19 protein-coding genes are annotated in these 24,723 nt (G+C 42.8%); 14 read left to right on the plus strand and 5 right to left on the minus strand.

Features of this window, described 5'->3' with window-relative positions; genetic code table 11:
* Positions 1–70 precede the first annotated feature (70 nt).
* Positions 71–4,060, minus strand: a complete 3,990-nt coding sequence (locus tag GGD38_RS17840; protein ID WP_375297606.1) for a response regulator — start codon at positions 4,058–4,060, stop codon at positions 71–73.
* Between the two features lie 229 nt (positions 4,061–4,289).
* Positions 4,290–5,414, minus strand: a complete 1,125-nt coding sequence (gene mqnC / locus GGD38_RS17845) for a cyclic dehypoxanthinyl futalosine synthase (protein ID WP_375297607.1) — start codon at positions 5,412–5,414, stop codon at positions 4,290–4,292.
* A 195-nt stretch (positions 5,415–5,609) separates the two neighbouring features.
* Here mqnC and GGD38_RS17850 point away from each other — a divergent pair, with 195 nt between their 5' ends.
* The 8 genes from GGD38_RS17850 (at position 5,610) to GGD38_RS17885 (ending at position 16,175) form a co-directional block, all read left to right on the plus strand.
* Positions 5,610–6,812, plus strand: coding sequence for an aspartyl protease family protein (locus GGD38_RS17850; protein ID WP_375297608.1), 1,203 nt, complete (start codon positions 5,610–5,612; stop codon positions 6,810–6,812).
* A gap of 237 nt (positions 6,813–7,049) precedes the next feature.
* Positions 7,050–8,288, plus strand: a complete 1,239-nt coding sequence (locus GGD38_RS17855; RefSeq protein ID WP_375297609.1) for a M16 family metallopeptidase — start codon at positions 7,050–7,052, stop codon at positions 8,286–8,288.
* A gap of 31 nt (positions 8,289–8,319) precedes the next feature.
* A complete protein-coding gene (locus GGD38_RS17860; RefSeq protein ID WP_375297610.1) occupies positions 8,320–9,612 on the plus strand; it encodes a M16 family metallopeptidase in 1,293 nt (430 codons plus the stop codon).
* Positions 9,613–9,867: 255 nt separating this feature from the next.
* On the plus strand, positions 9,868–10,215 hold the full coding sequence (locus tag GGD38_RS17865; RefSeq protein ID WP_375297611.1) for a phage holin family protein: 348 nt from the start codon (positions 9,868–9,870) through the stop codon (positions 10,213–10,215).
* 66 nt (positions 10,216–10,281) lie between these two features.
* Positions 10,282–12,294: a thiamine pyrophosphate-dependent enzyme gene (locus tag GGD38_RS17870; RefSeq protein ID WP_375297612.1), complete on the plus strand. Its 2,013-nt coding sequence runs from the start codon at positions 10,282–10,284 to the stop codon at positions 12,292–12,294.
* Between the two features lie 96 nt (positions 12,295–12,390).
* On the plus strand, positions 12,391–12,924 hold the full coding sequence (locus GGD38_RS17875) for a Uma2 family endonuclease (protein WP_375297613.1): 534 nt from the start codon (positions 12,391–12,393) through the stop codon (positions 12,922–12,924).
* Between the two features lie 87 nt (positions 12,925–13,011).
* A complete protein-coding gene (locus tag GGD38_RS17880; protein ID WP_375297614.1) occupies positions 13,012–15,090 on the plus strand; it encodes a carboxy terminal-processing peptidase in 2,079 nt (692 codons plus the stop codon).
* Between the two features lie 32 nt (positions 15,091–15,122).
* The gene (locus GGD38_RS17885) at positions 15,123–16,175 is read left to right on the plus strand and encodes a hypothetical protein (protein ID WP_375297615.1); all 1,053 of its coding nucleotides are present in this window, start codon (positions 15,123–15,125) and stop codon (positions 16,173–16,175) included.
* 116 nt (positions 16,176–16,291) lie between these two features.
* Here the strand turns inward: GGD38_RS17885 and GGD38_RS17890 are convergent, their stop codons facing one another.
* Together GGD38_RS17890 and GGD38_RS17895 are read right to left on the minus strand one after the other, a co-directional pair.
* A complete protein-coding gene (locus GGD38_RS17890; RefSeq protein ID WP_375297616.1) occupies positions 16,292–16,624 on the minus strand; it encodes a SymE family type I addiction module toxin in 333 nt (110 codons plus the stop codon).
* Positions 16,625–16,682: 58 nt separating this feature from the next.
* Positions 16,683–16,997, minus strand: a complete 315-nt coding sequence (locus GGD38_RS17895) for a hypothetical protein (protein ID WP_375297617.1) — start codon at positions 16,995–16,997, stop codon at positions 16,683–16,685.
* Between the two features lie 426 nt (positions 16,998–17,423).
* Between GGD38_RS17895 and GGD38_RS17900 the strand changes: the two genes are divergently transcribed.
* From GGD38_RS17900 to GGD38_RS17925, 6 genes are all read left to right on the plus strand, one after another.
* Positions 17,424–17,843, plus strand: a complete 420-nt coding sequence (locus GGD38_RS17900) for a helix-turn-helix domain-containing protein (protein ID WP_375297618.1) — start codon at positions 17,424–17,426, stop codon at positions 17,841–17,843.
* A gap of 32 nt (positions 17,844–17,875) precedes the next feature.
* A complete protein-coding gene (locus GGD38_RS17905) occupies positions 17,876–18,319 on the plus strand; it encodes a clan AA aspartic protease (protein WP_375297619.1) in 444 nt (147 codons plus the stop codon).
* A gap of 99 nt (positions 18,320–18,418) precedes the next feature.
* Complete coding sequence (locus GGD38_RS17910; RefSeq protein ID WP_375297620.1) at positions 18,419–19,309, plus strand: AbiJ-NTD4 domain-containing protein; 891 nt, start codon at positions 18,419–18,421, stop codon at positions 19,307–19,309.
* Between the two features lie 456 nt (positions 19,310–19,765).
* Complete coding sequence (locus tag GGD38_RS17915; protein WP_375297621.1) at positions 19,766–20,392, plus strand: hypothetical protein; 627 nt, start codon at positions 19,766–19,768, stop codon at positions 20,390–20,392.
* A gap of 470 nt (positions 20,393–20,862) precedes the next feature.
* Complete coding sequence (locus tag GGD38_RS17920) at positions 20,863–21,477, plus strand: hypothetical protein (protein WP_375297622.1); 615 nt, start codon at positions 20,863–20,865, stop codon at positions 21,475–21,477.
* Between the two features lie 240 nt (positions 21,478–21,717).
* On the plus strand, positions 21,718–22,431 hold the full coding sequence (locus tag GGD38_RS17925; protein ID WP_375297623.1) for a hypothetical protein: 714 nt from the start codon (positions 21,718–21,720) through the stop codon (positions 22,429–22,431).
* A 115-nt stretch (positions 22,432–22,546) separates the two neighbouring features.
* Here the strand turns inward: GGD38_RS17925 and GGD38_RS17930 are convergent, their stop codons facing one another.
* Entirely contained in the window at positions 22,547–24,721 is a 2,175-nt protein-coding gene (locus tag GGD38_RS17930) for a penicillin acylase family protein (RefSeq protein WP_375297624.1), read from the minus strand.
* Positions 24,722–24,723: the final 2 nt, after the last annotated feature.

Consider the following 24,723-nt stretch of genomic DNA (forward strand, 5'->3'; position numbering starts at 1 on the left):
TAGTTTGACTATTAGACAAAAAATGGGTCGCAGCGGTTGTAAAAATGTAACGGGTAAAATGTTAAAATTTTTACACCAGCAACATCCTTTTCTTTAGTACCGCTTCAATCTCTTCTAACTTAAAGGGTTTTGAAATATAGTCGTTCATGCCGGCCTCAATACATTTTTCTTTATCGCCTTGCATGGCATCGGCAGTAAGGGCAATTACGGGAATGAGGCAGTACGGCTCGGGCAGTTGCCTTATAAGGCGGGTAGTGGTAAAGCCATCCATTTCGGGCATATTCACATCCATAAATATCAGCTGAGGGTCCTGCTGTTGCAACAGCTCAAGCGCCTGTTTACCATTGGTGGCCTTAATAACAGCAAACCCCATTCTGCTCAATACTTCTGTGATCAACATCATATTGATAGGTTCGTCTTCAACCACCATTATACTTGCTGCATCAGCTATTTTTTCAATAGTTGGTATTGGGCTTAATTTCTCAGGCTGTTGCGTGCCTGTGATGAACATAGCAGAAAGCGTAGCGTATAATTCATACAGTTTAACCGGTTTGCTAAGAAAAGCTTGTATGCCCAGCTTTTCTGCCTGGCGTTGGAACAAATTCTTCTCTAAAGAAGACAGCATCATAATAACAGGTTGTGCAAAAACTTTTGATGATTTGCGTATTTCCTGTACCAGTTGCATGCCATCCATTTCGGGCATATGGTGATCGGTTAAAATAAGATCGAGCGGCTCGCCATGTTCATGTATGCGATCTAAAATGGCCAATGCTTCCCTGCCGCCTTTTGCTGTTTCGCATGGGATGTTGAAGTAGCGGAATATTTCCTGCATCATCCAACGGTTGCTGGCATTGTCATCAATCACCAATACTTTCTTTAATGGCGGGCGGTAAGCGCCGGTAATTTGTGGTTCAAGATTTACAATTTCAAGCGGCAGGCGCAAGGTGAACGTGCTGCCACGGCCGGCTTCACTCTCTACGTTCAAGCTGCCATCCATTAATTCAGCCAGGCTTTTTGAAATGGTAAGTCCTAACCCGGTACCACCGTATTTACGGGTGGTTGAAGAATCGGCTTGCGTAAAGCTGTCGAATATTTTTACCAGTTTTTCTTTGGGAATACCAATACCGGTATCACGTACGCTTAATTCGATATTGATGAATTTCTTTTTGTCTTTAACGTATATGGTGCCCGCTTTTTTCAGCGACACAAATATTTCGCCTTTCTGTGTAAACTTAATGGCGTTGCCCAACAGGTTCACAAAGATCTGGCGTATACGAACAGGGTCGCCGCTAACCCGGCTGGGCAATAACGGATCGATATGGCAAACCATTTCGAGCTTCTTTTCAAAAGCCTTTACAGTCAGTATGTCGATGGTTTCTTCAACCAGTTCATCAATTCTAAATGAGGTATTATCTATTTGCAGTTTACCTGCTTCCAGTTTTGAGAAGTCGAGAATGTCGTTGATGATATCGAGCAAACCGTATGCTGATTTCTTTACATTCTCCAGGTAATCGCGTTGTGAATGTTGTAATGAAGTGGTAAGCACCAGGTCGGTAAAACCAATGATGCCGTTCATAGGCGTACGCAATTCGTGGCTCATGTTTGCCATGAATTCGCTCTTGGCCTGGTTGGCCGATTCGGCCATATCCTTTGCCTGCACCAGCTCCTGCTCCATTTGCTTACGCTCGATGGCGGCGGCCAGGGTGGCGGCAAATGATTGCAGTATACTGAATTCGGTAATGGTCCAGTCGCGCTCCTGGGTGCAATCGCTAAAGGCTACAAAGCCCCAGAAATAATGCATGGTAAATATGGGCAGCACGGCGGCGGTTTTAACGCCTCTTTCTTCATAGTAAGAACGCAAAACCGGATAGTCGATATTCTTTACATGGCTGCAGAATATTTCTTCCCGTATAAGGGTTTGAAAAAGGGGCGACTTAACGTCAAGGTCCTTATTTTGAAATTCGGGCGAACGATAGATCAGTTCATCGGTGGCGCTTTCCCATTGCCATAACCTGCTTGTGTACCATTTGTCCTCAGCCAGCACGTATTCGTTCTTATATACATTAAGCGCATCAACCTGCATCTTCATACCCAGCAGCTGAATGGCTTCGCCAATGGCCTGATCGAGGTTGTTGTTACTAATAAGCAAATGCGTTGCTTCGGCTACCGCCTGTAATAACTGGTCTTTACGACGCAGGTTCTCTTCTACTTTTTTAAGCGGAGTAATGTTGTGTACAAAGCCCATTACACCCCACACAGTTCCTTCGGCATCTTTCATGGGCACTTTAACTGTGCTCATAGTATTCTGCTGACCATTGGCAAAGTTTAGCTCTTCGGGTATGTACATAACCTTGCCGGTCTTATATACTTCATCATCATCGGCCCAAAAACCACGAATGCCACGTGACGGGTCACCGGTAACATATTCGGGCTGGAAACCAATTTCAAGATCGTCTTTACCAACAATTTCCTTTGGTGTTTTGCGCAGCGAATCGGCAAAGGCCTGGTTTACCAGCAGAAACTTGTGGTTGTGGTCTTTTATAAAGATCCAGTCGGGGGTGCTATCAATAATGGTGCGCAACAGTTCTTCCGATTGTTTTACATCAACCAGCAACTGTTCACGTTCTGCCTCGGCTTTCTTTTGTTCGGTTACGTTACGTGAAGTAGTAATGATCTTTACTACTTCGCCGTTTTCCTGTACCGGCTTCAAAATACTTTCAAGCCAAATATATTCGCTCCATTTGGTTATAATGCGGTAGCGTAGGGTAAGGTTGTCAATTCTACCCAATGCAATGCTGCCCTTGTGCGGTGTGAACACATGCACATCCTCAGGGTGAACAAAGGAGGTAATGCTATGGCCTTCCATTTCTTCGCGGCTATAACCAAGCGCTTTTTCAACCGAAGGCGATACGTATTGGAAAACGCCTTCGGGATTGCTAACAGAAATAATATCTTCAGCATGCTCCGCAAGCAACCGGAATTTTTGCTCGCTGTTCTGCAGCGCCTGTTCGGCAATTACTTTTTCGGTAACGTTCACGCCAATACCCTGAATTTCAGAAACACCATCTTCATTTTGTAGGGCAATAAATTCCCAATCGGTCCACTGAAAAGTATTGGTGCTTTTAATTGGTTTTTTTATAAGTAATTTGAAAACCGTACCCGGGTGTTGCCAGCACTGATCGGCCACTTCCTGGCAACGGTGCAGATCTTTGGGATGAATGGTGGTAAAAAAACCAACACCCATTAGTTCATTTTCGGTATACCTAAAGGATTGCAAAAACTGCGGGTTGGCATATGTGAAATTGCCATTGCGGTCTATACGAATAACGTAGTTGGTTTGCGAATTGAGAATGGACGACAGATATTGTTTTTCACGCAGCAAGGCATTGCGTGCGGCTTGCAGCGCTTCGTAGTTTTGTTTATTGCTGCGCAGCAAAGGATCTATTACCAGGAAAATAAGACAGATGAGGGCAATGATAAGCGAAATGAATTTGCCGGTATTGATATTGCTCGATTCTTCAATTCTATCGGTAACAACAGCGGTGTAGCGTTCTACCACTTCGTTCATTAGTGGGAAGAACTTTCTTTCGCTATAGATTATTTGCTGTTTGTACAATGCGCCATTAATGGCCAGTAACTGGCTATCGGCCTGAATCACTTCCTGGGCCACGGCAACTATGCCTTTCAAATGGGTTTGGGCATTTGTAAGTTCGCGGGTTATTTCAAGCAGGTCGTTGGTGACCGGTTCATCGGTTTCGATCTTTATTTTTTCGCGTAAAAGCTGGTTGCAGTCAATAAAGGTGTCGGTGGCTTTTTTCAGGTCTTCGCGAATGGCCTGTTGTTCACGTTCGGGCAGGTTGCCTTTCGTAAGCAGCATTACGTCTTTGGTAATAAGCTGACTAAGCGTTTGCTGTTGCGCGCTGATATTCACCAGCTTTACCATTTTTTCATTCTGTTTGCTCGACAGATGAATCATGTAATAGCCAAAAAAATTGAACAGAAGCACGGCAGCAAGCAGTACTACAGCAATTCTTATCAATTTACGAAAGGGACTCTTCATGGTTTTTTCAGGATACTATACCTATCCGGATATATAACTTTGAAATTAGGATTGTATTGAATATCAACCGTTATTTTTTAGTGCAAATAAGGGTAATCTATCATTTTTTTAGCTTTAGATGCGGGCCGCTAAAGAGAAATAATAAGCCAAATCAAATGAAAATTGATGATTATCAGACAATAAAAAGCCCCGGCGTTACTGTCGGGGCTTCATATGAAAAATAATTCTACTAATAATCAATCACCTGCTCCTCTATTTGCGCTGGCATTTGGCGCCACTCATATTGCTGGTTACGCAATTGTGGTTCAAACCCGGCCTCTTTAATGGCCTGTTGCATGCTTTTAAAAGTGAAGCGGTGGGGGGCGCCGGCGGCGCTTACCACATTTTCTTCGAGCATGATGCTGCCAAAGTCATTGGCGCCTGAGTGCAAACATATTTGGGCAGTTTGTTTACCAACGGTAAGCCAGCTGGCCTGAATGTTCTTCACATTAGGCAGCATGATGCGGCTTATGGCAATCATGCGAATATATTCGTCGGGCGTGGTGAGGTTGTGCACACCACGAATTTTAGTCAGCAGAGTGTCAACGTCCTGGAAGGTCCAGGGAATAAATGCCAGGAAACCTTTGGCTTCGGCAGGCTTTTTAGCTTGCACCTCTCTGATTTTCATCAGGTGTTCGAAACGTTCGCGTATTGTTTCTACGTGGCCAAACATCATGGTACCCGAAGTGGTGATGTTTAGTTTATGCGCTTCGTGCATGATATCGAGCCACTCCTGTGAGCCGCATTTTCCTTTTGAAATAAGGCGGCGAACGCGGTCAACCAATATTTCGGCACCGGCGCCAGGTAAGCTATCCATACCCGCTTCCTTGAGGGCGGTGAGCACCTCGCGGTGGGTGCTTTTTTCGAGTTTGGTGATATGGGCTACTTCGGGGGGCCCAAGGGTGTGCAATTTAATGGTAGGGTACAGTGACTTTAATTGTTTAAAAAGGTCAACATAGAACTGTAAACCCAGGTTAGGGTGGTGGCCACCTTGCAACAATAACTGATCGCCACCCCAGCGGATGGTTTCGTCGATCTTCTTTTTATAGGTATCAATATCGGTAATATAGGCATCGGCATGTCCGGGTATGCGAAAGAAGTTACAGAACTTACAGTTGGCAATACATACGTTGGTGGTATTAACGTTACGGTCTATTTGCCAGGTAACTTTACCATGAGGCACCTGTTTTTTACGTAATTCGTTGGCTACAAACATCAGTTCCGTTAAGGGGGCATGTTCAAAAAGGTGCATTCCCTCCTCAATACTCAGCATTTCAAAATTCAGGGCTTTCGCGTACAGATCATCCAGGTGCATAGAAAAATTTATTGTAGCAACAAAAGTACTAAACGATCGGTTCAATACGTATGGTATAAGAAGTAAATCGTATGGTATACATATCCTGTTCGCAGTATTTTAGCAGGCGAAGGGCGTTGTTTATGTGTTTTTATACCAATGGTTTAACAGTTTCACATAAATATTTTATCTTACTTACTGCATAACCGCGCACCCATGCGATTGTTGACCATACCCATTTTGCTACTAATACTGACGGCATCTTTTGTGCAGGCCCAGGAAGAATTTATTCCGCCGCCGGCAAAGCTTATTGCCAAATTTCCGTTCAAACTGCTCACGGGGGGCATTATTACTTTAAAGGCCAGGCTGAGCAATTTTCCCGATACGCTTAATTTCATTCTCGATACTGGTAGCGGCGGCATTTCGCTCGATTCGGCCACCGCCAGCTATTTAAAGGTTCAAACCACTTTGAGCGACCGCACCATTCGTGGCATTGCGGGGGTACGGCGGGTTTATTTTTCTTACCGGCAAACCCTGCACATGCCCGATAATTTGGATGTAGAAAACCTTGATTTTCATATTAATGACTACGATGTACTCACCAGCGCCTATGGCGAAAAAATAGATGGTATTATTGGTCTTAGCTTTTTGGCCAGGTATATTGTAGCGGTTGATTATGACAGCCTCAAAATATCGGTTTACACCAAAGGCACCATCAAATACCCCCGTGGCGGCTTTTTGCTGAAACCCCTCATCAATACTATTCCAATTTTGGGTGCTAATATAAGAGACAACCGACCCCTTACTTCAAGGTTCTATTTTGATACCGGCGCCGGCATGTGCCTGCTGTTGTCGGCCGATTTTGTAAGCGACAGCAATTTTATAAAGCCCAAGCGTAAATGGTATGCTACCCAGGCTGAGGGGTTGGGTGGTAAAGCGCCTATGAAACAGGGAGTTATAAAGCAGGTTCAGGTGGGACCCTTCAGGTTCAGGAACGTTCCTACCTATATTTTCGACGATGAATATAATGTAACGGCCTACCCGGCCCTGGCGGGGTTAATTGGTAATGACCTGTTGCGCCGGTTCAACCTGATTATAAACTATGAGCGTAAGGATATTTACATGACCCCCAATTCGCATTATAAGGAACAGTTTGATTACTCCTATACCGGGCTGGGCATGTATGTGGTTGACGGTGAAATTCAGGTAGTTGATATTATGCCCGAATCCCCAGCCGAGCAGGCGGGTTTTAAGGAAGGCGACGTAATTATGGCCGTGGCGAACAATTTCAGTAATAATATTCAAACATATAAGAACCTGATGCAAACGCCCGGCGAAAAGCTTAAAGTGTTGGTGCTACGAAAAGAGGGGCCCGTTGTGCTTACCCTGAAGGTGAAAAACATCTTAACCGGGCGGTAACGTCTTTTCTCAATCAGTTTCAACCAAATACCTCAACTTGTCGTTAATTTGTAGTCACGGGCTGACCTGTAAGGTGCATCATTTTCAGCCTGAACTTATATTAGGTTCAATTGCATCCGCCTGCTGGCGGATCAGCTTTTAAGACCGACCTGTCAGGATCGCGTCAGCCTAATATTCTTTCAGAACCCAAAGGCGAACCTTACAGGTTTTACTTCCCAATAAAAGCAATTACGGCATATGATACAATTTGAAAAATTCACGCTTTCGAATGGATTACGGGTTATAGTACATGAAGATCACTCAACGCCAATGGCGGTATTAAATGTGATGTACGATGTAGGCGCCAAAGACGAAGATCCCAATAAAACAGGTTTTGCCCATTTGTTCGAACACCTGATGTTTGGTGGTTCGGTTAATATTGAAGATTTTGAAACGCCCCTGCAAATGGCGGGCGGCGAAAACAATGCCTACACAAGCAACGATGTAACCAACTATTATATTCAGCTGCCGGCCGAAAACCTGGAAACAGCGTTTTGGTTAGAGAGCGACCGCATGCTATCGCTGGGCTTTAGCGAAAAAAGCCTCGACGTGCAGCGTAAAGTGGTTATTGAAGAATTTAAGGAGCATTACATAAACAAACCCTACGGTGATGTATGGTTTAAGTTGCGCGAAATGGCTTACAAACAACATCCCTATCGCTGGATGACCATAGGCAAAGAACTTTCGCATATTGAAAATGCCACCTTGCAGGATGTAAAGAATTTCTTCTTTAAACATTACCGCCCGGTAAATGCTATATTGGTTGTAGCAGGCCATGTAAAGGCCGACCAGGTGCGCCAACTGGCCGAAAAATGGTTTGGCGATATTGAAATGGGAGATAAATACAATCGCCAAATACCTGATGAACCTGTGCAAAACGAAGCCCGCGAAATGGAGGTTAAAGCCAACGTTCCGCTCGATGCTATTTATAAGGTATGGCATATGGATAACCGTCTCGATCATGGGTATTATGTAGCCGACCTGATTACCGAGGTGTTGGGTGGCGGTGGTTCATCGCGCCTATACCAAAAACTGGTAAAAGAAAAGCAGTTGTTCAGCCAAATAGAGTGTTACCATTTTGGAACGGTGGACAAAGGCCTGCTGGCCATTGAAGGCAAATTGATAAAAGGCGTAAAAATGGAAGACGCTGAAAAGGCCATCAATGAAGAAATTGAAAAACTGAAACAGCATGGCATCAGCGAAAAAGAGCTTACCAAAATAAAGAACAAAACCGAGGCTACGCTTGCCTTTGAAGATATGAGCGTGCTCACCCGCGCCAACAACCTGGCGTTTTATGAATTACTGGGCGATGCTTCACTGTTCAACAGCGACCGCGATAAATACTTCTCCGTAACCGGCGACGATATTTTGAAGTACAGCCAAAAGATTTTCAATACAAATAATTGTTCTACACTGAAGTATTATAGTGAGAACTAATTGACGAATAAACGACGACTAAAAAGAAGATATGCCTAACAGAAATATTGCTCCTCCAATTATAGACCCGGTTGCTTTTGATATAAAATTACCGGCTTATAAAAAATATACGCTCAGTAACGGTGTTGAAGTATATGCAATTGATATGGGTACCGAAGATACCTTAATGGTGAACTGGGTATTTTCGGCCGGTAACTGGTTCGAAACTAAAAAGGCGGTAGCCGCTGCTACCAATTTTTTATTGAAGAACGGCACCAGCAAACGCAATGCTTTTGAAATAAACGAACATTTTGAATACCACGGCGCTTACCTCAACCGTGCCTGTTACAACGAAACGGCCGACATAACCCTGCATACCTTAGGCAAACACGTTAACGAGTTGCTGCCTGTAGTGGCCGAACTGGTACAGGATGCCGTTTTTCCACAGGAAGAGCTGAATATCTATGTGCAAAACGCACAGCAACGGTTAAAGGTAAACCTGCAGAAAGGCGAATTTGTTGCCGGCCGGTTAATAGATGCCTATTTGTTTGGTGAAGATCACCCATACGGAAAGTACACCAACCTGGAAGATTATACGGGCGTTACCCGTGAAGACGTGGTTTCGTTTTACAATAATTACTACAAAGAGGGACGTTGTGTTATATTTTTAGCTGGTAAACTGCCTGCCGGAATTATTGATTCGCTGGAAACGCATTTTGGCAAGTTGCCATTAAAACCGCGTACCGGTTTAGGCGGTGCCGAGGCAATACAACATCCTGTGTTACCCGCAAAGGAGAAAAAGTATCACATAGTAAATGATGCCGATGGTGTGCAGTCGGCCATTCGCATTGCGCGGCCTTTCCCCAACCGCAACCACCCCGACTTTCAAAAAGTGCAGGTATTGAACAACGTGCTGGGTGGATTTTTCGGTTCGCGGTTAATGGGTAATATTCGTGAGGAGAAAGGTTATACCTATGGCATTTACAGCTATTTAATGAACTTTACGGCGACCAGTGGCTGGATGGTGAGCACCGAAGCGGGGCGCGATGTGACAGCAGAAACCGTAAAGGAGGTATATTATGAAATGGAGCAGTTGCGCGAAGAGGTGATAGACGATGAAGAGATGATGATGACGCGCAATTCAATGATAGGCACCATTCTGGGCGATCTGGATGGGCCCTTTCAGGTAATTGGCCGTTGGAAGAGTATGATCCTGAACAATGTGGATGAAGATTATTTCAATCGAAGCGTTCAGATCATAAAGACCATAACTGCCAAAGAGCTGCAGGAACTGGCGAAGAAGTATTTGGATCCTGCGGAGTTTTATGAGTTGGTGGTTATTTAAGGTAGTGAAACGTGAATCGGCAATCGGCAAACGTGAAACGTGAAACGGCAAACGATCGCTCTATTTCAAGGCTCGCGTTTTGTCGGTGATCGGCTAAAAAAATTTGGGCGGCGCAAGTTCATGAGCGAACCTGGGAAATTAGCGAGCCCTTTCACGTTTCACGTTTGCCGTTTCACGATAAAGCCTGCTCTTCACCTGACTGCTTGTTACATTTACAATTCTCACCGACATATGTATAACTAAACCACTAATACTATGAATTTCATCATGCGTATCGTCGTAACCTCCATCGTTGCATTTGGATTATCCTATATTTTAAGCGGGGTGCGAATAGATGCGTTCACAACGGCAATAGTGCTGGCTCTTGTGCTGGCAGTGTTAAACGCCATTGTAAAACCCATCCTGATCTTAATTACGTTGCCCATTACCCTGGTAACATTAGGGCTTTTTTTATTTGTGATCAACGCCGTTATCATTTTGCTGGCCGATAAAATGCTGAAAGGATTTCAGGTGAACGGGTTTTGGTGGGCGCTTTTGTTCAGCCTGCTGTTGTCGATTGTTACGTCGGTATTATATAAAGAAAAAACCAGCGAAAAAGAATAGCCGCCACCCGCTATGGATATTTGATTTGCCCTAACTTCATGGTATATTATTTTATTACCATACTGTATGCACTTCGATAGCAAAGATTTGACGACTGAGCAACTGGTTCATTTTTATAAGAGCCTGTTATTACCCCGGATGATCGAAGAGAAGATGTTGGTTTTGTTGCGGCAGGGAAAGATCTCCAAGTGGTTTAGTGGCATTGGTCAGGAAGCAATAGCAGTGGGTGTTACCCAGGCGCTGGAAGAAGATGAGTGGATACTGCCCCTGCACCGTAATCTGGGTGTATTTACAAGCCGGCATATGCCCTTGCATAAATTGCTGATGCAATGGCAGGGAAACCAGAGCGGTTACAGCAAAGGACGTGAGCGCAGCTTTCACTTTGGAAATGCGCAACATCATATTTGTGGAATGATATCGCACCTGGGGCCGCAGTTAGGCATTGCAGATGGAATAGCGCTGGCGCATAAACTAAAGAAAGAAAATAAGGTAGTGGTGGTATTTACCGGCGAGGGTGGCACCAGTGAAGGCGATTTTCACGAAGCGGTGAATGTAGCTGCCGTGTGGGACCTGCCAGTGATCTTTGTAATAGAAAATAACGGCTACGCACTTAGCACGCCGGTGAATGAGCAATACCGTTGCGAGGCGCTGGTTGAAAAAGCCCGCGGTTATGGAATTGATGGAGTGAAGATCGATGGAAATAATATCCTCGGTGTTTATGATACCATAAAAGGCGTAAAAAAATATTGCACCGAATACCAGCGGCCTTACCTGGTTGAGTGCGCCACCTTCCGCATGCGCGGCCACGAAGAGGCCAGCGGTACAAAATACGTTCCTCCCTATTTGTTTGAAGTGTGGGAAATGAAAGATCCCATAAAGAATTTTGAACAGTTCCTGATGTCGAAGCATGTACTCAACAAAGAGTTAATAGATGCTATACACCAGGACCTGAAAGATTATATTGATGTAGAATGCAGTATTGGCTTTAATGCAAAGCCAATGCATGTAGATACCGAACGCGAACTGCAGGAGGTATATGCTGAGAAGAAGGAGCCCGAAGTACGAAGCTCGTCAATTTATTTTTCACACCCGCCGGTGCAGCAGTCTGATGAAGTTTCACATCACCGATTTATTGATGCTATTAAGGAAGGGCTGAAGCAAAGCATGCAGCAGCACGATAACCTTATATTGATGGGGCAGGATATTGCAGAATATGGCGGTGTATTTAAAATAACCGAAGGTTTTGTAGAAGAGTTTGGCAAGGAGCGGGTGCGTAACACGCCGTTGTGTGAAAGTGCTATTCTGGGCGCTTCATTAGGGTTGAGCTTGCAGGGTTACCGCAGCATGATAGAAATGCAGTTTGCCGATTTTGTGACCATGGGTTTTACGCAAATTGTGAATAACCTGGCCAAAATACATTACCGCTGGGGGCAAAGTGCCAATGTGGTTATTCGCATGCCATGCGGCGCGGGTGTTGGGGCCGGTCCCTTCCACTCCCAAACCAACGAAGCCTGGTTTGTGCATACGCCGGGGTTAAAAGTGGTGTACCCATCAACACCTGCCGATGCAAAAGGGCTTTTGATAGCAGCCATCAATGATCCCAATCCGGTTTTATATTTTGAGCATAAGGCCTTATACCGCAGCGTTAGTGGCGACGTACCAACGGAGTATTATGAAACCGAAATTGGGAAAGCGCGACATGTGCGCAGTGGTGAAGATATAAGCATTATAACCTACGGACAGGGAGTAATTTGGGCAGAAGACTACGCGGCTGCGCATCCGGAGATCTCCATCGATATACTTGACCTGCGCACCTTGGCGCCACTAGACTACGATGCCATTAAAGCTGCAGTTGAAAGAACCGGCCGGGTGCTGGTGCTGCACGAGGATACTTTAATTGGTGGAATTGGTGGTGAAATAGCGGCCTGGATAGGGGAGCATTGTTTTCAGAACCTCGATGCGCCGGTACTGCGATGCGCCTCATTAGATACGCCGGTACCCTTTAACCAGGAGCTGGAAAATAACTTTCTGGCAAAAAGCAGGTTGGGCGAAACGGTGGTGAAGTTGCTAAGGTATTAGAGTCAATGGTCTTGAATACAATTAATTATCAATAGTATGTAATTGCGGTGCTTTCACTTTTCAAATTGATTTTATATCTTTATAAAAGTAAGAGCATTGAGAAGTTCTGTAAGAATATTACCGCATTATACATACGAGGATTGGATTCTGTGGGAAGGGAAATGGGAATTGATTGATGGGATAGCTTGGGCAATGCATCCGCTTCCCGGGCCTGATCATCAAAGAATTGCCAGTAATTTAACTGCGGCGTTTGGTGTGTTAATTGAAAGCTATAAAGTATATGGAGGGTATCTGCCAATAGATTACCTGGTAACTGATGATATAATCTTACAACCTGATTTGTTGATTGTAGATGGTGAAATAACAAAAGAGGTCCTTGATTTTGCACCTGTTCTGGTTGCAGAGGTATTAACTCCGAAAACAGAGCTAAAAGATCGTTATACAAAATATTGTATTTACGAAAAGCAGGGGATTCGATATTATATAGTAATTGCACCCGATAAAGTTGAGGCAGAGGTATATGAGTTACTGGGTGGTGAGTATCATTTAAAACAATCTGGCAAAGACATTGTGCACGAATTTTTCTTTCCTGAATGTACAGCCCGCGTAGATTTTAAAGAGATATGGTAGGTTTTGAAAGCGCTGATGAAATAACATAGAAGAAGAAAAAGATCACACCTCAATCCCCCTGTAGAAAACAATAACCTTGGAACTAATATGCGCCAACTTCTTTTTCTGATCCTTGTAGTGTTTGGTAGTAACGTGCTGTATGCACAATCGCTTCAAAAACCGGTGACCGATGCCTACCTCGTGAGCCGCATGGTGGAGAAATTCCACATTCAACCCCGCCCGTTAGATGATGAACGATCTGCTGCTATTTTTCGCGAACTGATGACCTCGCTCGACGAAGAACGCATTTTCTTTACACAGGATGATGTGAAGAAGTTGGAAGCCTACCGCCTGCAACTCGATGATGAAATAAAAGGCCGCAAATCGAACTTCCTTCAATTATTGGTTACCACCTACAAGCAGCGGCTGCAACAGGCAGATACCATGCTTGATAACGTAAGCAAAACGCCTTTCAACTTTTCGCTAAAAGAAAAGTATACGGTAGTGGAAGATACCACTTACCCTGCCAACGTTACTGCCATGCGCACCAAAATGTACAAGCTGGTAAAGTATACGGTATTGTATGGAATAACAGAATATGCGAATCTTATTATTCCTGGTAAGCTGCCTTCGAAAAAAATTATCGATAGCCTTGAACCATCGTTGCGCAGAAAGGCCAATATAACACTGAAGCGATCAGTGAAACGAATTTTGCAAAGTCCGCAAGGATTGGAGTTTATCATTGGCAATATGTATTGCAGTGCGTTGGCTAAAACATACGACCCTCATACGACGTATTTTTCATTAGATGCCAAAGAGAATTTCGAAAGCCAGCTGGGAAAGAAGCCACTTGAGTATGGCGTTACTTTCACTGAAGATAATGATGGACATGCGCAAATAGATTACCTGAAGCCTGGTAGTACCGCTTACAAAAGCGGCCGGTTGAATCAGGGCGATAAAATACAAAGCATACAATGGGAAAAGAAAGAACCTATTGATGTGGCCGATGCCGAAGTAAAAGAAGTGGAGCAGGTGCTTGCTTCATCGGGTGGAAATAGTGTTAATATCACCGTGAAAAAAGCCGATGGCACCACACGCCAGGTTACATTACAAAAAGAGCGGTTAGAGAAAGAAGCGGATGAAGAGGAAGAAGAAAAAGTAAAGAGCTACATTTTGCAGGGCGACCGAAAAATAGGTTTTATCTCACTGCCTGCGTTTTATTCTGATTGGGAAGGTACAAAAGGCATAAATGGTTGTGCAAATGATGTGGCCAAAGAAATAGTTAAACTAAAGAAAGAAAACATAGAAGGCCTGATGATAGATCTGCGCTATAATGGCGGCGGCTCGTTACAGGAAGCTATTGAGTTATCGGGGATATTTATTGATGGCGGTCCGGTGGCGCAATTAAAGACCCGCGAGCCCAAGGCTGCCACTTTAAAAGATATGGTGCGTGGTACTATTTATGACGGCCCATTGTTGATGCTGGTAAATGGGTTCAGTGCATCGGCATCGGAATTGGTGGCGGCTGTTATGCAGGATTATAATCGTGCATTGATAGTTGGATCGCCAACCTATGGCAAAGCGACATCGCAGATAGTATTGCCGATTGATACAACTATTAACCTGGAAAATTATAATGGTAAAAAAGATGCGTCCAGTTACATAAAGCTCACAACTTCAAAACTGTTTCGTATAAATGGCACAACAGCGCAGGCTAATGGTGTTAAGCCCGATGTATTGTTACCCGATTTAACCGATGCCTCGTCAGAAAGAGAGGTGAATGAAAAATATGCATTGCCGGCCTCAACGATCGATGCTAATAAATACTATAAGCCACTTGCGCCATTGCCAGTGGCTGCGGCAGATGGCATTGCAAAGAAGGAAATGGAAACATCGGCTTACTTTAAGTATGTGCAACAATTTATTGATTATACAAAGGCCGGGCGTGTAAAGAAAGATATTTCCCTGTTTATTGAAGACTATTGGAATTATAGGAAATATAAGGATGAACAGGCTGGTGCAATTAAAAAGCCAAAAGAGGAGAAGGCTATCTACACAGTGGTGAAGCCTGCGGGCCAGAAACAAAAACAACAGGATAGTGAGTTAGATGCAGAATGGAAAGACGATCTGTTGAATGATGCATACGTAAAGGTCGCCTATCGCGTAATGGCCGCTATGAAACAGTAACCTAAAACCCTTAATACAGCCAAACATTCGCTATGAAAAAAAAGAAATGGAACCTGTTGTTCCTGATCATTGCCCTTGTAACTATTAGTATTTCCTCAAACGCACAAGCCATTGAAAACCCTGGTGAGTATATGACAGCCATATTTAAGGCTCGTACCGATATGGACCAGAAGTATATGCAATACCTGAGCGCAGCAGCGCACGGACGCAAGGCGCGCAAAGTAGAAAAGCTGCGCGCCGAGGTGCTGGAAAGCATTAACCAAAGCAAATACAAAACAACCGACCTGCCAAAGTATAAAGGCGATAACAGCTTACGCCAGGGCTCAATAGATTACATTACTCTTGTGTACCGCGTATTTAACGAAGACTACAAAAAGATCGTTGATATGGAAGAGGTAGCTGAGCAATCGTTCGATGCTATGTCGGCCTATTTTCTGTTACAGGAAAAAATAGACGAAAAGCTTAACGAAGCAAATAATAAAGTACAAGTGGCATCAAAAGAGTTTGCTGCCAAGTATAATGTGCGCATCGATGAAACACAAAGCGCCCTGGGCTCTAAATTGGAAACGGCAGGTAAGTTGAATGATTATACAAATTCGCTGTTCCTTATTTTCTTTAAATGCAATTGGATGGATAAGGAAATGGTAGAGGCCATGAACAATAAAAAGGTCAATGATGTAGAGCAAAGCCGCAGTTCGTTATTGAAATTTGCCAATGAAGGCTTTCAGGGTATTGATACCTTGAAAACTTTTAATGGCGATCCTTCTCTTGCCAATGCATGCCGCGAAGTGTTGAAGTATTATAAAAAGGTAGCTGAAACAGATGTTCCCAAGCTTACTGATTTTTACTTGAAGGAAGAGAACTTCAATAAAACGAAGAAGGCCTTCGAAGCCAAATCGGCCAGCAGCCGTACGAAAGAAGATGTTGATGCATACAACAAAGCGGTGAAGGAGTACAACGAAAGCATCAACGTATTCAATCAAACAAATAACACCATGAATAAAGAGCGCACCCAGCAAATGAATACCTGGGAGGCAGCGCAGAAGAAATTTCAGGATACGCATATGCCGTATTATAAGGGGTAGGTAGAAGAAGTAAGAAGTAGGAGGTAGGAAGTAAGAAGACCTGTAAGGTGCATCATTTGAGCTCGCTTAATTAGTGAGTTGAATGCACCTGACAGGTCTTGTTGTTTTTAAGGTGGTTATTTGGGACCTTGTGGAATTACAATCAGCATTTCAGAAAAAGGAAGTACCCATATTTTATTTCCGGGGTTAAAACCCTTTTGTTGAAGCCACTTGCCACTTATCAAAATTTCGGGTACGGTAGAATGGCTTTTACCGGAGGCCTGGAAATGTGTACCGATTTTGATACCTCTTATCATTTTACTTATATAGTATCCATTGTAACGGATCGTTTGCAGGGCCTTGCACAATGGGCTATCTGAGGCTACTGCTTTCACAATAACTTCAACGGCAGCCCATGTTTCGTCTTCTGTGGCGCTTATAGGCGCACATTGAGTTGCTTCAATACTCATGGTTTAAATTATTTGATTATTATAATGGAGGTTTACTGGTCGTAATTGCACTTAAGCTTTAAAGGGTAGCGCCTTTATTCAGCCACTCAAGCAATGCCAACACATCGGGCAGGAATTCATTAATGAAGGTGGGGTAGCCTATTTGCAGTTCATACCTGATGAAATCGAGACTTATCCGGCAAAGGTGGCCGTAAATGGTTGATGGATCGTTTTCGTACATGAAATCCGTTACAAAGTCAAAAAACGCCTGGTTATACAGATCATCTTTATGCCGAAGGCGATCGGCTTCTTCAAGTAAATTCAGCAGTTGCTTAAAGTCGTAAATAGAACTTGCAAAATTAACCGCCTGCTGGTTGTTAGCCTGGTGCTCCATGAGAGCGAATATGAGTTTATACAGGTCTTTGGCCAATTTCCGGGTGGATGGTTGTCGAAAAAGGAAATGGTGGCGTTGTAAAAATCTACACTTGCTTCGGTTGCAAACTGTTTATGGTCTTCATGGTGTAGCAACTTTTGGGGAAGGTGCCTTACAGGCGCCATGTGAATTACGTTGTTCATAATTGATAAAGCTCTTGGATTAGAAAATGATGTTTACAGAACGGTGCTACTAATTAGAGCTTTATTTTTGGCTAATACTTTGAGCGTAATCGAAACGCTATTGTAAGAACAAAGTAACATAGCCGTAATTAGATAATATATTCTGCCGGTGAATATTTTATTCGAAAACCGTGATATTTTATTCAGTTACCGCTATGCTATTTATCACATCAAAAAGTTATATTTGTTTTATAACACTAACGGTATGGCCATTTCAACACATCAGGGCGAGAATATAAAAAGCATACGCGAAATAAGAAAAATGAAACAGGAAACACTGGCTGAATTGATGGGGGATGACTGGACGCAAAAGAAGATCTCATTACTGGAAGGCAAGGAGAGTATTGAGCCTGAAATATTGGAGCAGGCAGCAAAAGCTTTAAATACTTCTGTTGACGCTATTAAAAACTATGATCCGGAGGCAGTGGTTAATTTCATAACAAACCATTTCCATGATAATAGCATCAATAATGGTGGAGGGTCAGGTTCTATTAATAACTGTACTTTCAATCCATTGGATAAGCTAATGGAGGTAATAGATAAGAATGAGAAATTGTATGAGCGATTGCTTCAGGCTGAGCGGGAGAAGGTGGAGATGATGGAGCGGTTGCTGGGGAAGAAATAAATTATTAAATTTATAAACAATTTGAACACAGTATGGGACTAGTTTATGCTGATATTGAATTAATTAACGGTGGCGATCTTGAAATGTCTCGACGTAATCTTCTGGACGTTGATGAAGTTAAGCGCATGCATGTAAACATACTTGTTGATACCGGTGCGATAATGTTATGTATTAATGAGAATATTCAGGAACAGTTACAGTTACCTGTCGTTGAAACTAGAAAGGCCCAATTAGCTAATGGTCATATAGTGGAATGTAATGTTGTTGCGCCCGTTGAAGTACGGTTTAAAAATAGACAAACCACTTGCCGTGCGATGGTATTACCTGATGATTCTGAACCTTTACTGGGGGCAATTCCGATGGAAGATATGGATGTATTGGTTCATCCTGCAAGGCAGGAACTCGTCGTGCATCCTGATCATCCTTATTTTGCGCAGATGAAAATTAAGAAGATTGAAAATCATAAAATCTCCTAGTAGGCGTGACAAACGTTTTTATTATAGAAACCATTCGTGTTGTACGGATGGTTTTTTTGTAAATAATTATATTAGTTTAATCTGAAGATAGTTTTTATATTGTTATTTTCTCAAAGGAATGGATTTAAATCTATTAAAACAGTTCTGCAAATAGGGTCAATTGATAGTGACCTTATGAATCGGCTCTGGAATATTTTGTTGGAAGGCTTTTTTAATCAGTTTAGTAATGTGAGGTGCCAAGGAGATTTACAACCCAAAAGAGGAGAGGTATGCCGACTTATTTGGATAGAGTTTTTTAATTTACAAGTTGATAAAATACCTAAGTACAGTGCTAGCGATGTCATTAACTCGGATGGATTTCTTGGTTATTTGAAAAAATGGTTTTTTACCTATGCAGATTGGTATGAGATATATGATTTGATAGAATTTATTGGAAGTGCTAAAATTGACGATTTATATTATACTGAGCAAACACAAATAAAATTTATAGAGGAATGTAATCTTGCATTAAAAAAAGAAGTGGCAGGATATAGGATAGTAAATAATAAAGTGCTTCAGATTGTTTCAGAGGAGGAGATACTAACAATTGAAGAAGCGTCTTCGTTAAAAGACAAATTGAGTATAGTCAGTTTGCATTTAAAAACAGGATTAGATTTACTTGCTGATCGGAAAAATCCAGATTACCGAAATTCAATAAAAGAATCTATATCCGCTGTAGAGTCAATAACCAAAATTATCAGTGGTAATTCAAAAGATACTCTTGCTGGAGCTATTGATAAGATAAAATCAAAAATTAAAATTCACGCAGCCTTAGAAAGAGGATTTAAACAAATTTATGGATATACAAGCGATGCTGATGGGATAAGGCATGGTTTAACCGAAATGGCAGATTGTGATTTTGAAGATGCCAAATTTATGCTTGTTTCATGCAGTGCTTTTATTAATTATCTTATTGCAAAGTCTGCAAAAGCAGGAATAACATTTGAATGATATTCTATAGGCTTATACAAGGTCGGATTATTTAATTTATATTAATTAGCCCTATGCGTAACTTTTATAGATCTATACACACTAAACTCTTCACCCCATCCGCCTACCTAAAATTCATCAACAACCCCGCAAATAAAAGGGCAATCAAAAACGTAAAAATCATCCCGCCCAAACTTGGTTCCAACGATTTCGGAAAAATCTATGTCGAGTTCAAATTTCTTCCAAATAGCCTACTGCCAAAAATTACTTGATCTTGCCGTAAATGTATAATCCCCAATGCTGTGTTAATTACACAATCAAAAGCACTAGTCTCACTTTTTCCCTCCCCCATGCAGCAATCCCACCAACCAATATGTCCGGTGCTGTTAGATTTATGTTCTCCATTTTCCGCCCCCATGATTTCCCTCTCCACGTTAAGCCCCTGATTAATATTTCACATCTCTAAAATTAATCACTATGACCACAGACGCTATCATTGGCTTCCTGAGCGGCTCGCTGCTTACCGAAGTCTTACGCGAATTAGTTCGCATTTTCACCCATAAGTTTGATTTAAGAAAGGATCTCAGAAAGCATACTTATGAAAGAAAATTGCAGGTGGCTGAAAAAGCCATGGCTTACTATTATACCTTTTATGAACGCATGATCCATGCAAAAAAGGCTTATGAAATGTATGCCAAATTATGGGATAAAACGGAGCCCGACACCGAATTTATAGAGCAGATCATTGAACATAATAGTGAGTGGTTGGGCGAATTGAATGATAACAAATACATTGATATAAATTCAGTTTACCTGTATTTCGATCTTAATCACCAGGATAGTTTTGGTGAAACAGATACAGGCAGGCTTTCGGAGGCCAGATTAGAAGCTACATTATTGAAAGAAGAAATAGATCTCTGGCTCTCTTTATATAATGACCATTTCAATGATGATGAGAAGTCAACAATGTTTTATGCCAAAGCAAAGGACGTAGGTGGTAAATTAAAAGAAAAATTAAATGAAATCATATTGTTGATGGCTAAAAACCAGGAATCGTATCGAAAAGTTGTAAACCTTATAAAAGAACAAATGCAGCGGTATTGATCAGTGTAATGTTTGTTTGGTACACATATCTGCAACCAACAAACGGCGTGTAGCGCTTACATCTATACGATAATTTTAAAAAGTTGTAAAAAATCAACTATCCGGGTAGATTTTTGTTTTGTCTTTCATTTCTTTCAAAAAAGTGGTATTCAAAATCAATCGGTTAAAACTTGTGATGAATTCTACAACAGCGCAGTTGCCGGCAACGGGAAATGGGAGAATGCAACCAATGCCTGGGTGCCATCAACGGATGTATTGCAAATGGCAACAGCTCTTTAGTACAACTCAACGGTTCTGTTGTTTTAATCAACGGAGCCTCCGTTGCCATCAACCAAACCGTGGTTGCCGTTAACGCAACCTCCGTTGCCGGCAACGATATATCCGGTGAACATAACCGATCCTTCGTTGATCTCCTGATTTTGGTGTAGCTATTACTTTTCTATTATTCTTTAACATTAAACTCTACAGCTATGGCCACCGACTACATCCCCCGTTCCGAGCCTCAGCTCGCAATCTGGTTTACAAATTATGGTAAAAAGATCAGCAATTATGGTCAATCGCTCGGACTAACTGCTGAGGAAATTAAATTAGCGGAAACCCGCTGTAACGAAACCAGCGCCAAGATCACAGAGATTGAACAAAAGAAAACCGAGGTGCAGCAGATCATCGCCGTGAAAGACGATTTGAAAAGTGATGCGCTTGCCGTCATTCGTGGTTTCGTTACCCGCATCAAAGCTCATACTGCTTATACCGAAGCCATTGGCCTTGATCTCGGTATTATAGGTACTACTGTAGATACGACTGTATTGAAGGGCAGTAAAACAACATTAAAAGCAGAAGTGCTGCCTGGTCGCGTACGTATTTCATTTGTAAAGAAAAGTTTTTCAGGTGTCAACATCTATACACGCCTGGTAGGAACTGCACAATGGGAATTTCTTGCCCGCGACAATCATTCCCCTTACGACGATGAGCGCCCACTTACCAACGGCCAACCCGAAAAGCGCGAGTATATGGCTATAGGACTGCTAGGTGATGATGAAGTGGGCATGCCCAGCGATATTATCAGTGTGGTTTTTGGTGGATAATTATTTGATTAGAAATACCAGGTCCCATTGGTGTGTTGACTTAATATTTGAAAAGTGGGACCTGGTTTTTTTTATGCAACACACTTCCAGTTGCCACGCGAATAAACATCAATGTTGCAAGTCACTTGAAATTATTGCTTTCAATCAACTTCTATTTAAATTCACAATAACAATCATCTATATATGCCGAAGATTTAATATTTATGTGTGTAATTAACGCACACACAACCAAAACACTTTATGATTAACAAGATCTTCCTGGCAACCTTGCTATGCCTGTTCCTTTTTTCTTTTGCAAATGCTCAAAATTGCGATCCCTGGATAACGCAGGCTTACAAACAGCTTTACAACCGTACGCCTTCTGCCGATGAATGCAATATCAAAAACTACAACAACGGCAGCTGGAACAATTACAACGAACTGGTAGGCTACATTAAGACCTACAATTCGAAAAAGTCAACTGCGATGCCCGCGCTTACCGGCGATGCCTGGATCTTTCAGGTGTATAAAGAACTATACAATCGCCAGCCCAATGCATGGGAACTGAACATCAAAAACTACAACAACGGCAGCTGGAATAATTACGATGAACTAAAAAAATACATTAACGAGTTTCAAAGCTCGTTGAACAAACAGAACTTGCAAATAAAGACTGCCGCATGGAATAATAACAATGTGCTGGTTGGCTTCTTTATAAATGGCCAGCAGGTGGCAGTGAATGTAGTATCTCCTGGCGGTGGTAACGTGGTATCGGCGGGTGGCGCAAATGTCGTGTCTGCCGGTGGTGCAAACGTGGTATCGGCAGGAGGTGCTAATGTGGTATCGCCCGGTGGTGGAAATATTATTGTGAACACCAGCATGGCGGGTGTAAACTTTGGCGGCCGCTATTCGGTGCAGTCTGCCGGTACAAAAGTTATTTCAACATCTGGCAGCGGCGCGCTGATCATTAAATAGAAGTAGGATGTACGAAGTAAGAAGTAGGAATACGAAGTATCAGGTCTGAGGTTTGAAAAAGTAAAGAAACCTGAATACTCAAAGTCTTCTTACTTCATACATCTTACCTCTTTCATTACTCCCCCGGCCGATACTCCCGCTCCACATGCTTCATCACATCCTCTTTATAAAAAAGCACATCCTTAAAAATACCCTTCGTATACATCTCAGCCTGATCGCCAAAATGTTTGGATGCCGGGTCGCCGCTTTGGCCGCCAGCCAGTAATGATTTGGCTTTTACTTTCTTCCCAAATTCCACAGCGCAAATAAAACTGTTGCCATTGTAGCCATATCTTTTTTTGCTGCCACTAAAGTATGCACTCACATACGAGGGTAAGCAACCGTAGGTACTTGCTGCCATGCCCACCGGAAGGCTTGGCTGATTATCGTCGTACAAAGGCTGTAACCAGCCATTCAATCGCTGATAGCGGTTTATTGCTCCCCAGGGCGTTTTCCAGGTGCCGAATTTGTAGGTGAGCTCATCTGCTACAGCCATCAATGACGTCATCATTTCGGCTGTGGCGCCCGAACGGGCATATTCATTTACCCGGGTTACATAATCTACTTCCTGCCCATTTATGCGAATCCGGTTAATAGGCCCGCGTAATTTGGTTATCCATTCAATGGCCAGCGTAGTGGCAATAGAAGTTTCGCTGGCTTTCAGGTCCCAGCTTTTTAACTCGGCAACAGGGCCGGCCAGTTTTGTATAAATAGAATCGGTTTCAGATAAGTCCTTATATCGCGATATCAACGAAGGGATAAGCTTCTCAAACGCAGCCAAATAGGTGTTGTATCCCGCTGAAATAATACTATCAATAGTAAACTTGTTTGCCTTCTCCATTAAGCGCGCTGCCAATATGCCGCGGAAATTATCTGGTTCGGTTGCCATATACGATGGATATTGCTCTTTTTTCGGACTGCTACTGCCTGCTGCCGTAAATGGCGTTGAATTGCAGTTCTGAATAAAACCACTCGCCGGGTTGTATAAATGAATGGTTTCATCCAATGTATGCAGTCCTTTCCAGGCGGTGGCGCTAATGCTGCCGTCAACTGGTTCGTTCCAATTAAATGCGGTATCTCTGCGCGGAATAAAGTTGCCATGCCAATAAGCGATATTGCCTTTATCATCGGCAAACACCGTGTTGTTCGATCCGTTCGATACGAGCTCCATATTCTTTTTGAACGCTTCAAATCCGTTTGCCTTCGTACGCAGGTACGATTGTATCAATGCATTCAATGAGCGGTTAACAGCTTGTACACTTAGCCATTTACTATCACGACTGCCCATAATAGGCCCATGTTGTGTATGCCAGGTGGTAAATGTTTTTGTTTTTATTTGATCGTCCACTTTGTAGCGCAGCTTCATCTCCCGTTGCTGTACAGGAATTTCCTTGTTATTATATTCGTAAAAGAACTTGCCGCTTTTTCTAATTACCTTCTCTGCATACAGATCGGCCACATCAGAATAACCCGATGTATGCATCCACCCACAATGCTCATTAAATCCCTGGTAAACGAACATTTGTCCCCACGTAACTGCGCCATAGGCATTCAATCCTTCTTCACTTATCACATGCACCTCGGGCCTGAAGTAAAACGTTACATGCGGATTTATATACAAAATAGCATTTCCCGATGCGGTACGTGATGGCGCCAGCGCAAATCCATTGGAACCGGTTGCTTTTGTATCTTCCTCAGATGTTTTGATGGGAATTATACTTGTAGGATCGCCGGTATAGAAATTCTTTAGATCATCAACGGTGAGTCCACCCGATTTAATGGCTGCAATGCTGCCGTCGGTCCACATGAGTTGGAACCAGGGTTCAAAACGTGTTAATAAAGCGGGCTTTACTGTTGAATGTTTGTATAGATAATAATTGATGCCATCGGCATAGGCCTGCAATAATTTCTTTAACCAGGCCGGACTCTTCTTATAATCTTCCTGCGCACCGGCCGGGTCTACCAGTAGCCGGGTGTACAAATCGGTATACAGGTTATTTTCACCATATACTTCGGCGCTTCTTCCTAAAATATCAATGTAATTCGCTTCTACCCGTTTAAAGTCATCTTCACATTGGGCATACAGTAATCCAAATACGCAATCGGCATCGGTTTTTCCATATATATGCGGAATGCCCCATGAGTCGCGAATGATGGTTACCTGTTTTGCCTGTTTCTCCCAGCGTAAAATTTCTTCACGTGTTTGTGCAACTAATTGTAATGGCAGTAAAAGGATTAGAAGGAACTTCATAG

Source organism: Niastella sp. OAS944 (assembly GCA_024809215.1).
Classification (GTDB): domain Bacteria; phylum Bacteroidota; class Bacteroidia; order Chitinophagales; family Chitinophagaceae; genus Niastella.

Excerpts from the sequence above, each read along its gene's own strand:
- GGD38_RS17840 (WP_375297606.1), bottom strand. The coding sequence starts at position 4,060 with ATGAAGAGTCCCTTTCGTAAATTGATAAGAATTGCTGTAGTACTGCTT.
- mqnC (WP_375297607.1), bottom strand. The coding sequence starts at position 5,414 with ATGCACCTGGATGATCTGTACGCGAAAGCCCTGAATTTTGAAATGCTG.
- GGD38_RS17850 (WP_375297608.1), top strand. The coding sequence starts at position 5,610 with ATGCGATTGTTGACCATACCCATTTTGCTACTAATACTGACGGCATCT.
- GGD38_RS17855 (WP_375297609.1), top strand. The coding sequence starts at position 7,050 with ATGATACAATTTGAAAAATTCACGCTTTCGAATGGATTACGGGTTATA.
- GGD38_RS17860 (WP_375297610.1), top strand. The coding sequence starts at position 8,320 with ATGCCTAACAGAAATATTGCTCCTCCAATTATAGACCCGGTTGCTTTT.
- GGD38_RS17865 (WP_375297611.1), top strand. The coding sequence starts at position 9,868 with ATGAATTTCATCATGCGTATCGTCGTAACCTCCATCGTTGCATTTGGA.
- GGD38_RS17870 (WP_375297612.1), top strand. The coding sequence starts at position 10,282 with ATGCACTTCGATAGCAAAGATTTGACGACTGAGCAACTGGTTCATTTT.
- GGD38_RS17880 (WP_375297614.1), top strand. The coding sequence starts at position 13,012 with ATGCGCCAACTTCTTTTTCTGATCCTTGTAGTGTTTGGTAGTAACGTG.
- GGD38_RS17885 (WP_375297615.1), top strand. The coding sequence starts at position 15,123 with ATGAAAAAAAAGAAATGGAACCTGTTGTTCCTGATCATTGCCCTTGTA.
- GGD38_RS17890 (WP_375297616.1), bottom strand. The coding sequence starts at position 16,624 with ATGAGTATTGAAGCAACTCAATGTGCGCCTATAAGCGCCACAGAAGAC.
- GGD38_RS17895 (WP_375297617.1), bottom strand. The coding sequence starts at position 16,997 with ATGGAGCACCAGGCTAACAACCAGCAGGCGGTTAATTTTGCAAGTTCT.
- GGD38_RS17900 (WP_375297618.1), top strand. The coding sequence starts at position 17,424 with ATGGCCATTTCAACACATCAGGGCGAGAATATAAAAAGCATACGCGAA.
- GGD38_RS17905 (WP_375297619.1), top strand. The coding sequence starts at position 17,876 with ATGGGACTAGTTTATGCTGATATTGAATTAATTAACGGTGGCGATCTT.
- GGD38_RS17915 (WP_375297621.1), top strand. The coding sequence starts at position 19,766 with ATGACCACAGACGCTATCATTGGCTTCCTGAGCGGCTCGCTGCTTACC.
- GGD38_RS17920 (WP_375297622.1), top strand. The coding sequence starts at position 20,863 with ATGGCCACCGACTACATCCCCCGTTCCGAGCCTCAGCTCGCAATCTGG.
- GGD38_RS17925 (WP_375297623.1), top strand. The coding sequence starts at position 21,718 with ATGATTAACAAGATCTTCCTGGCAACCTTGCTATGCCTGTTCCTTTTT.
- GGD38_RS17930 (WP_375297624.1), bottom strand. The coding sequence starts at position 24,721 with ATGAAGTTCCTTCTAATCCTTTTACTGCCATTACAATTAGTTGCACAA.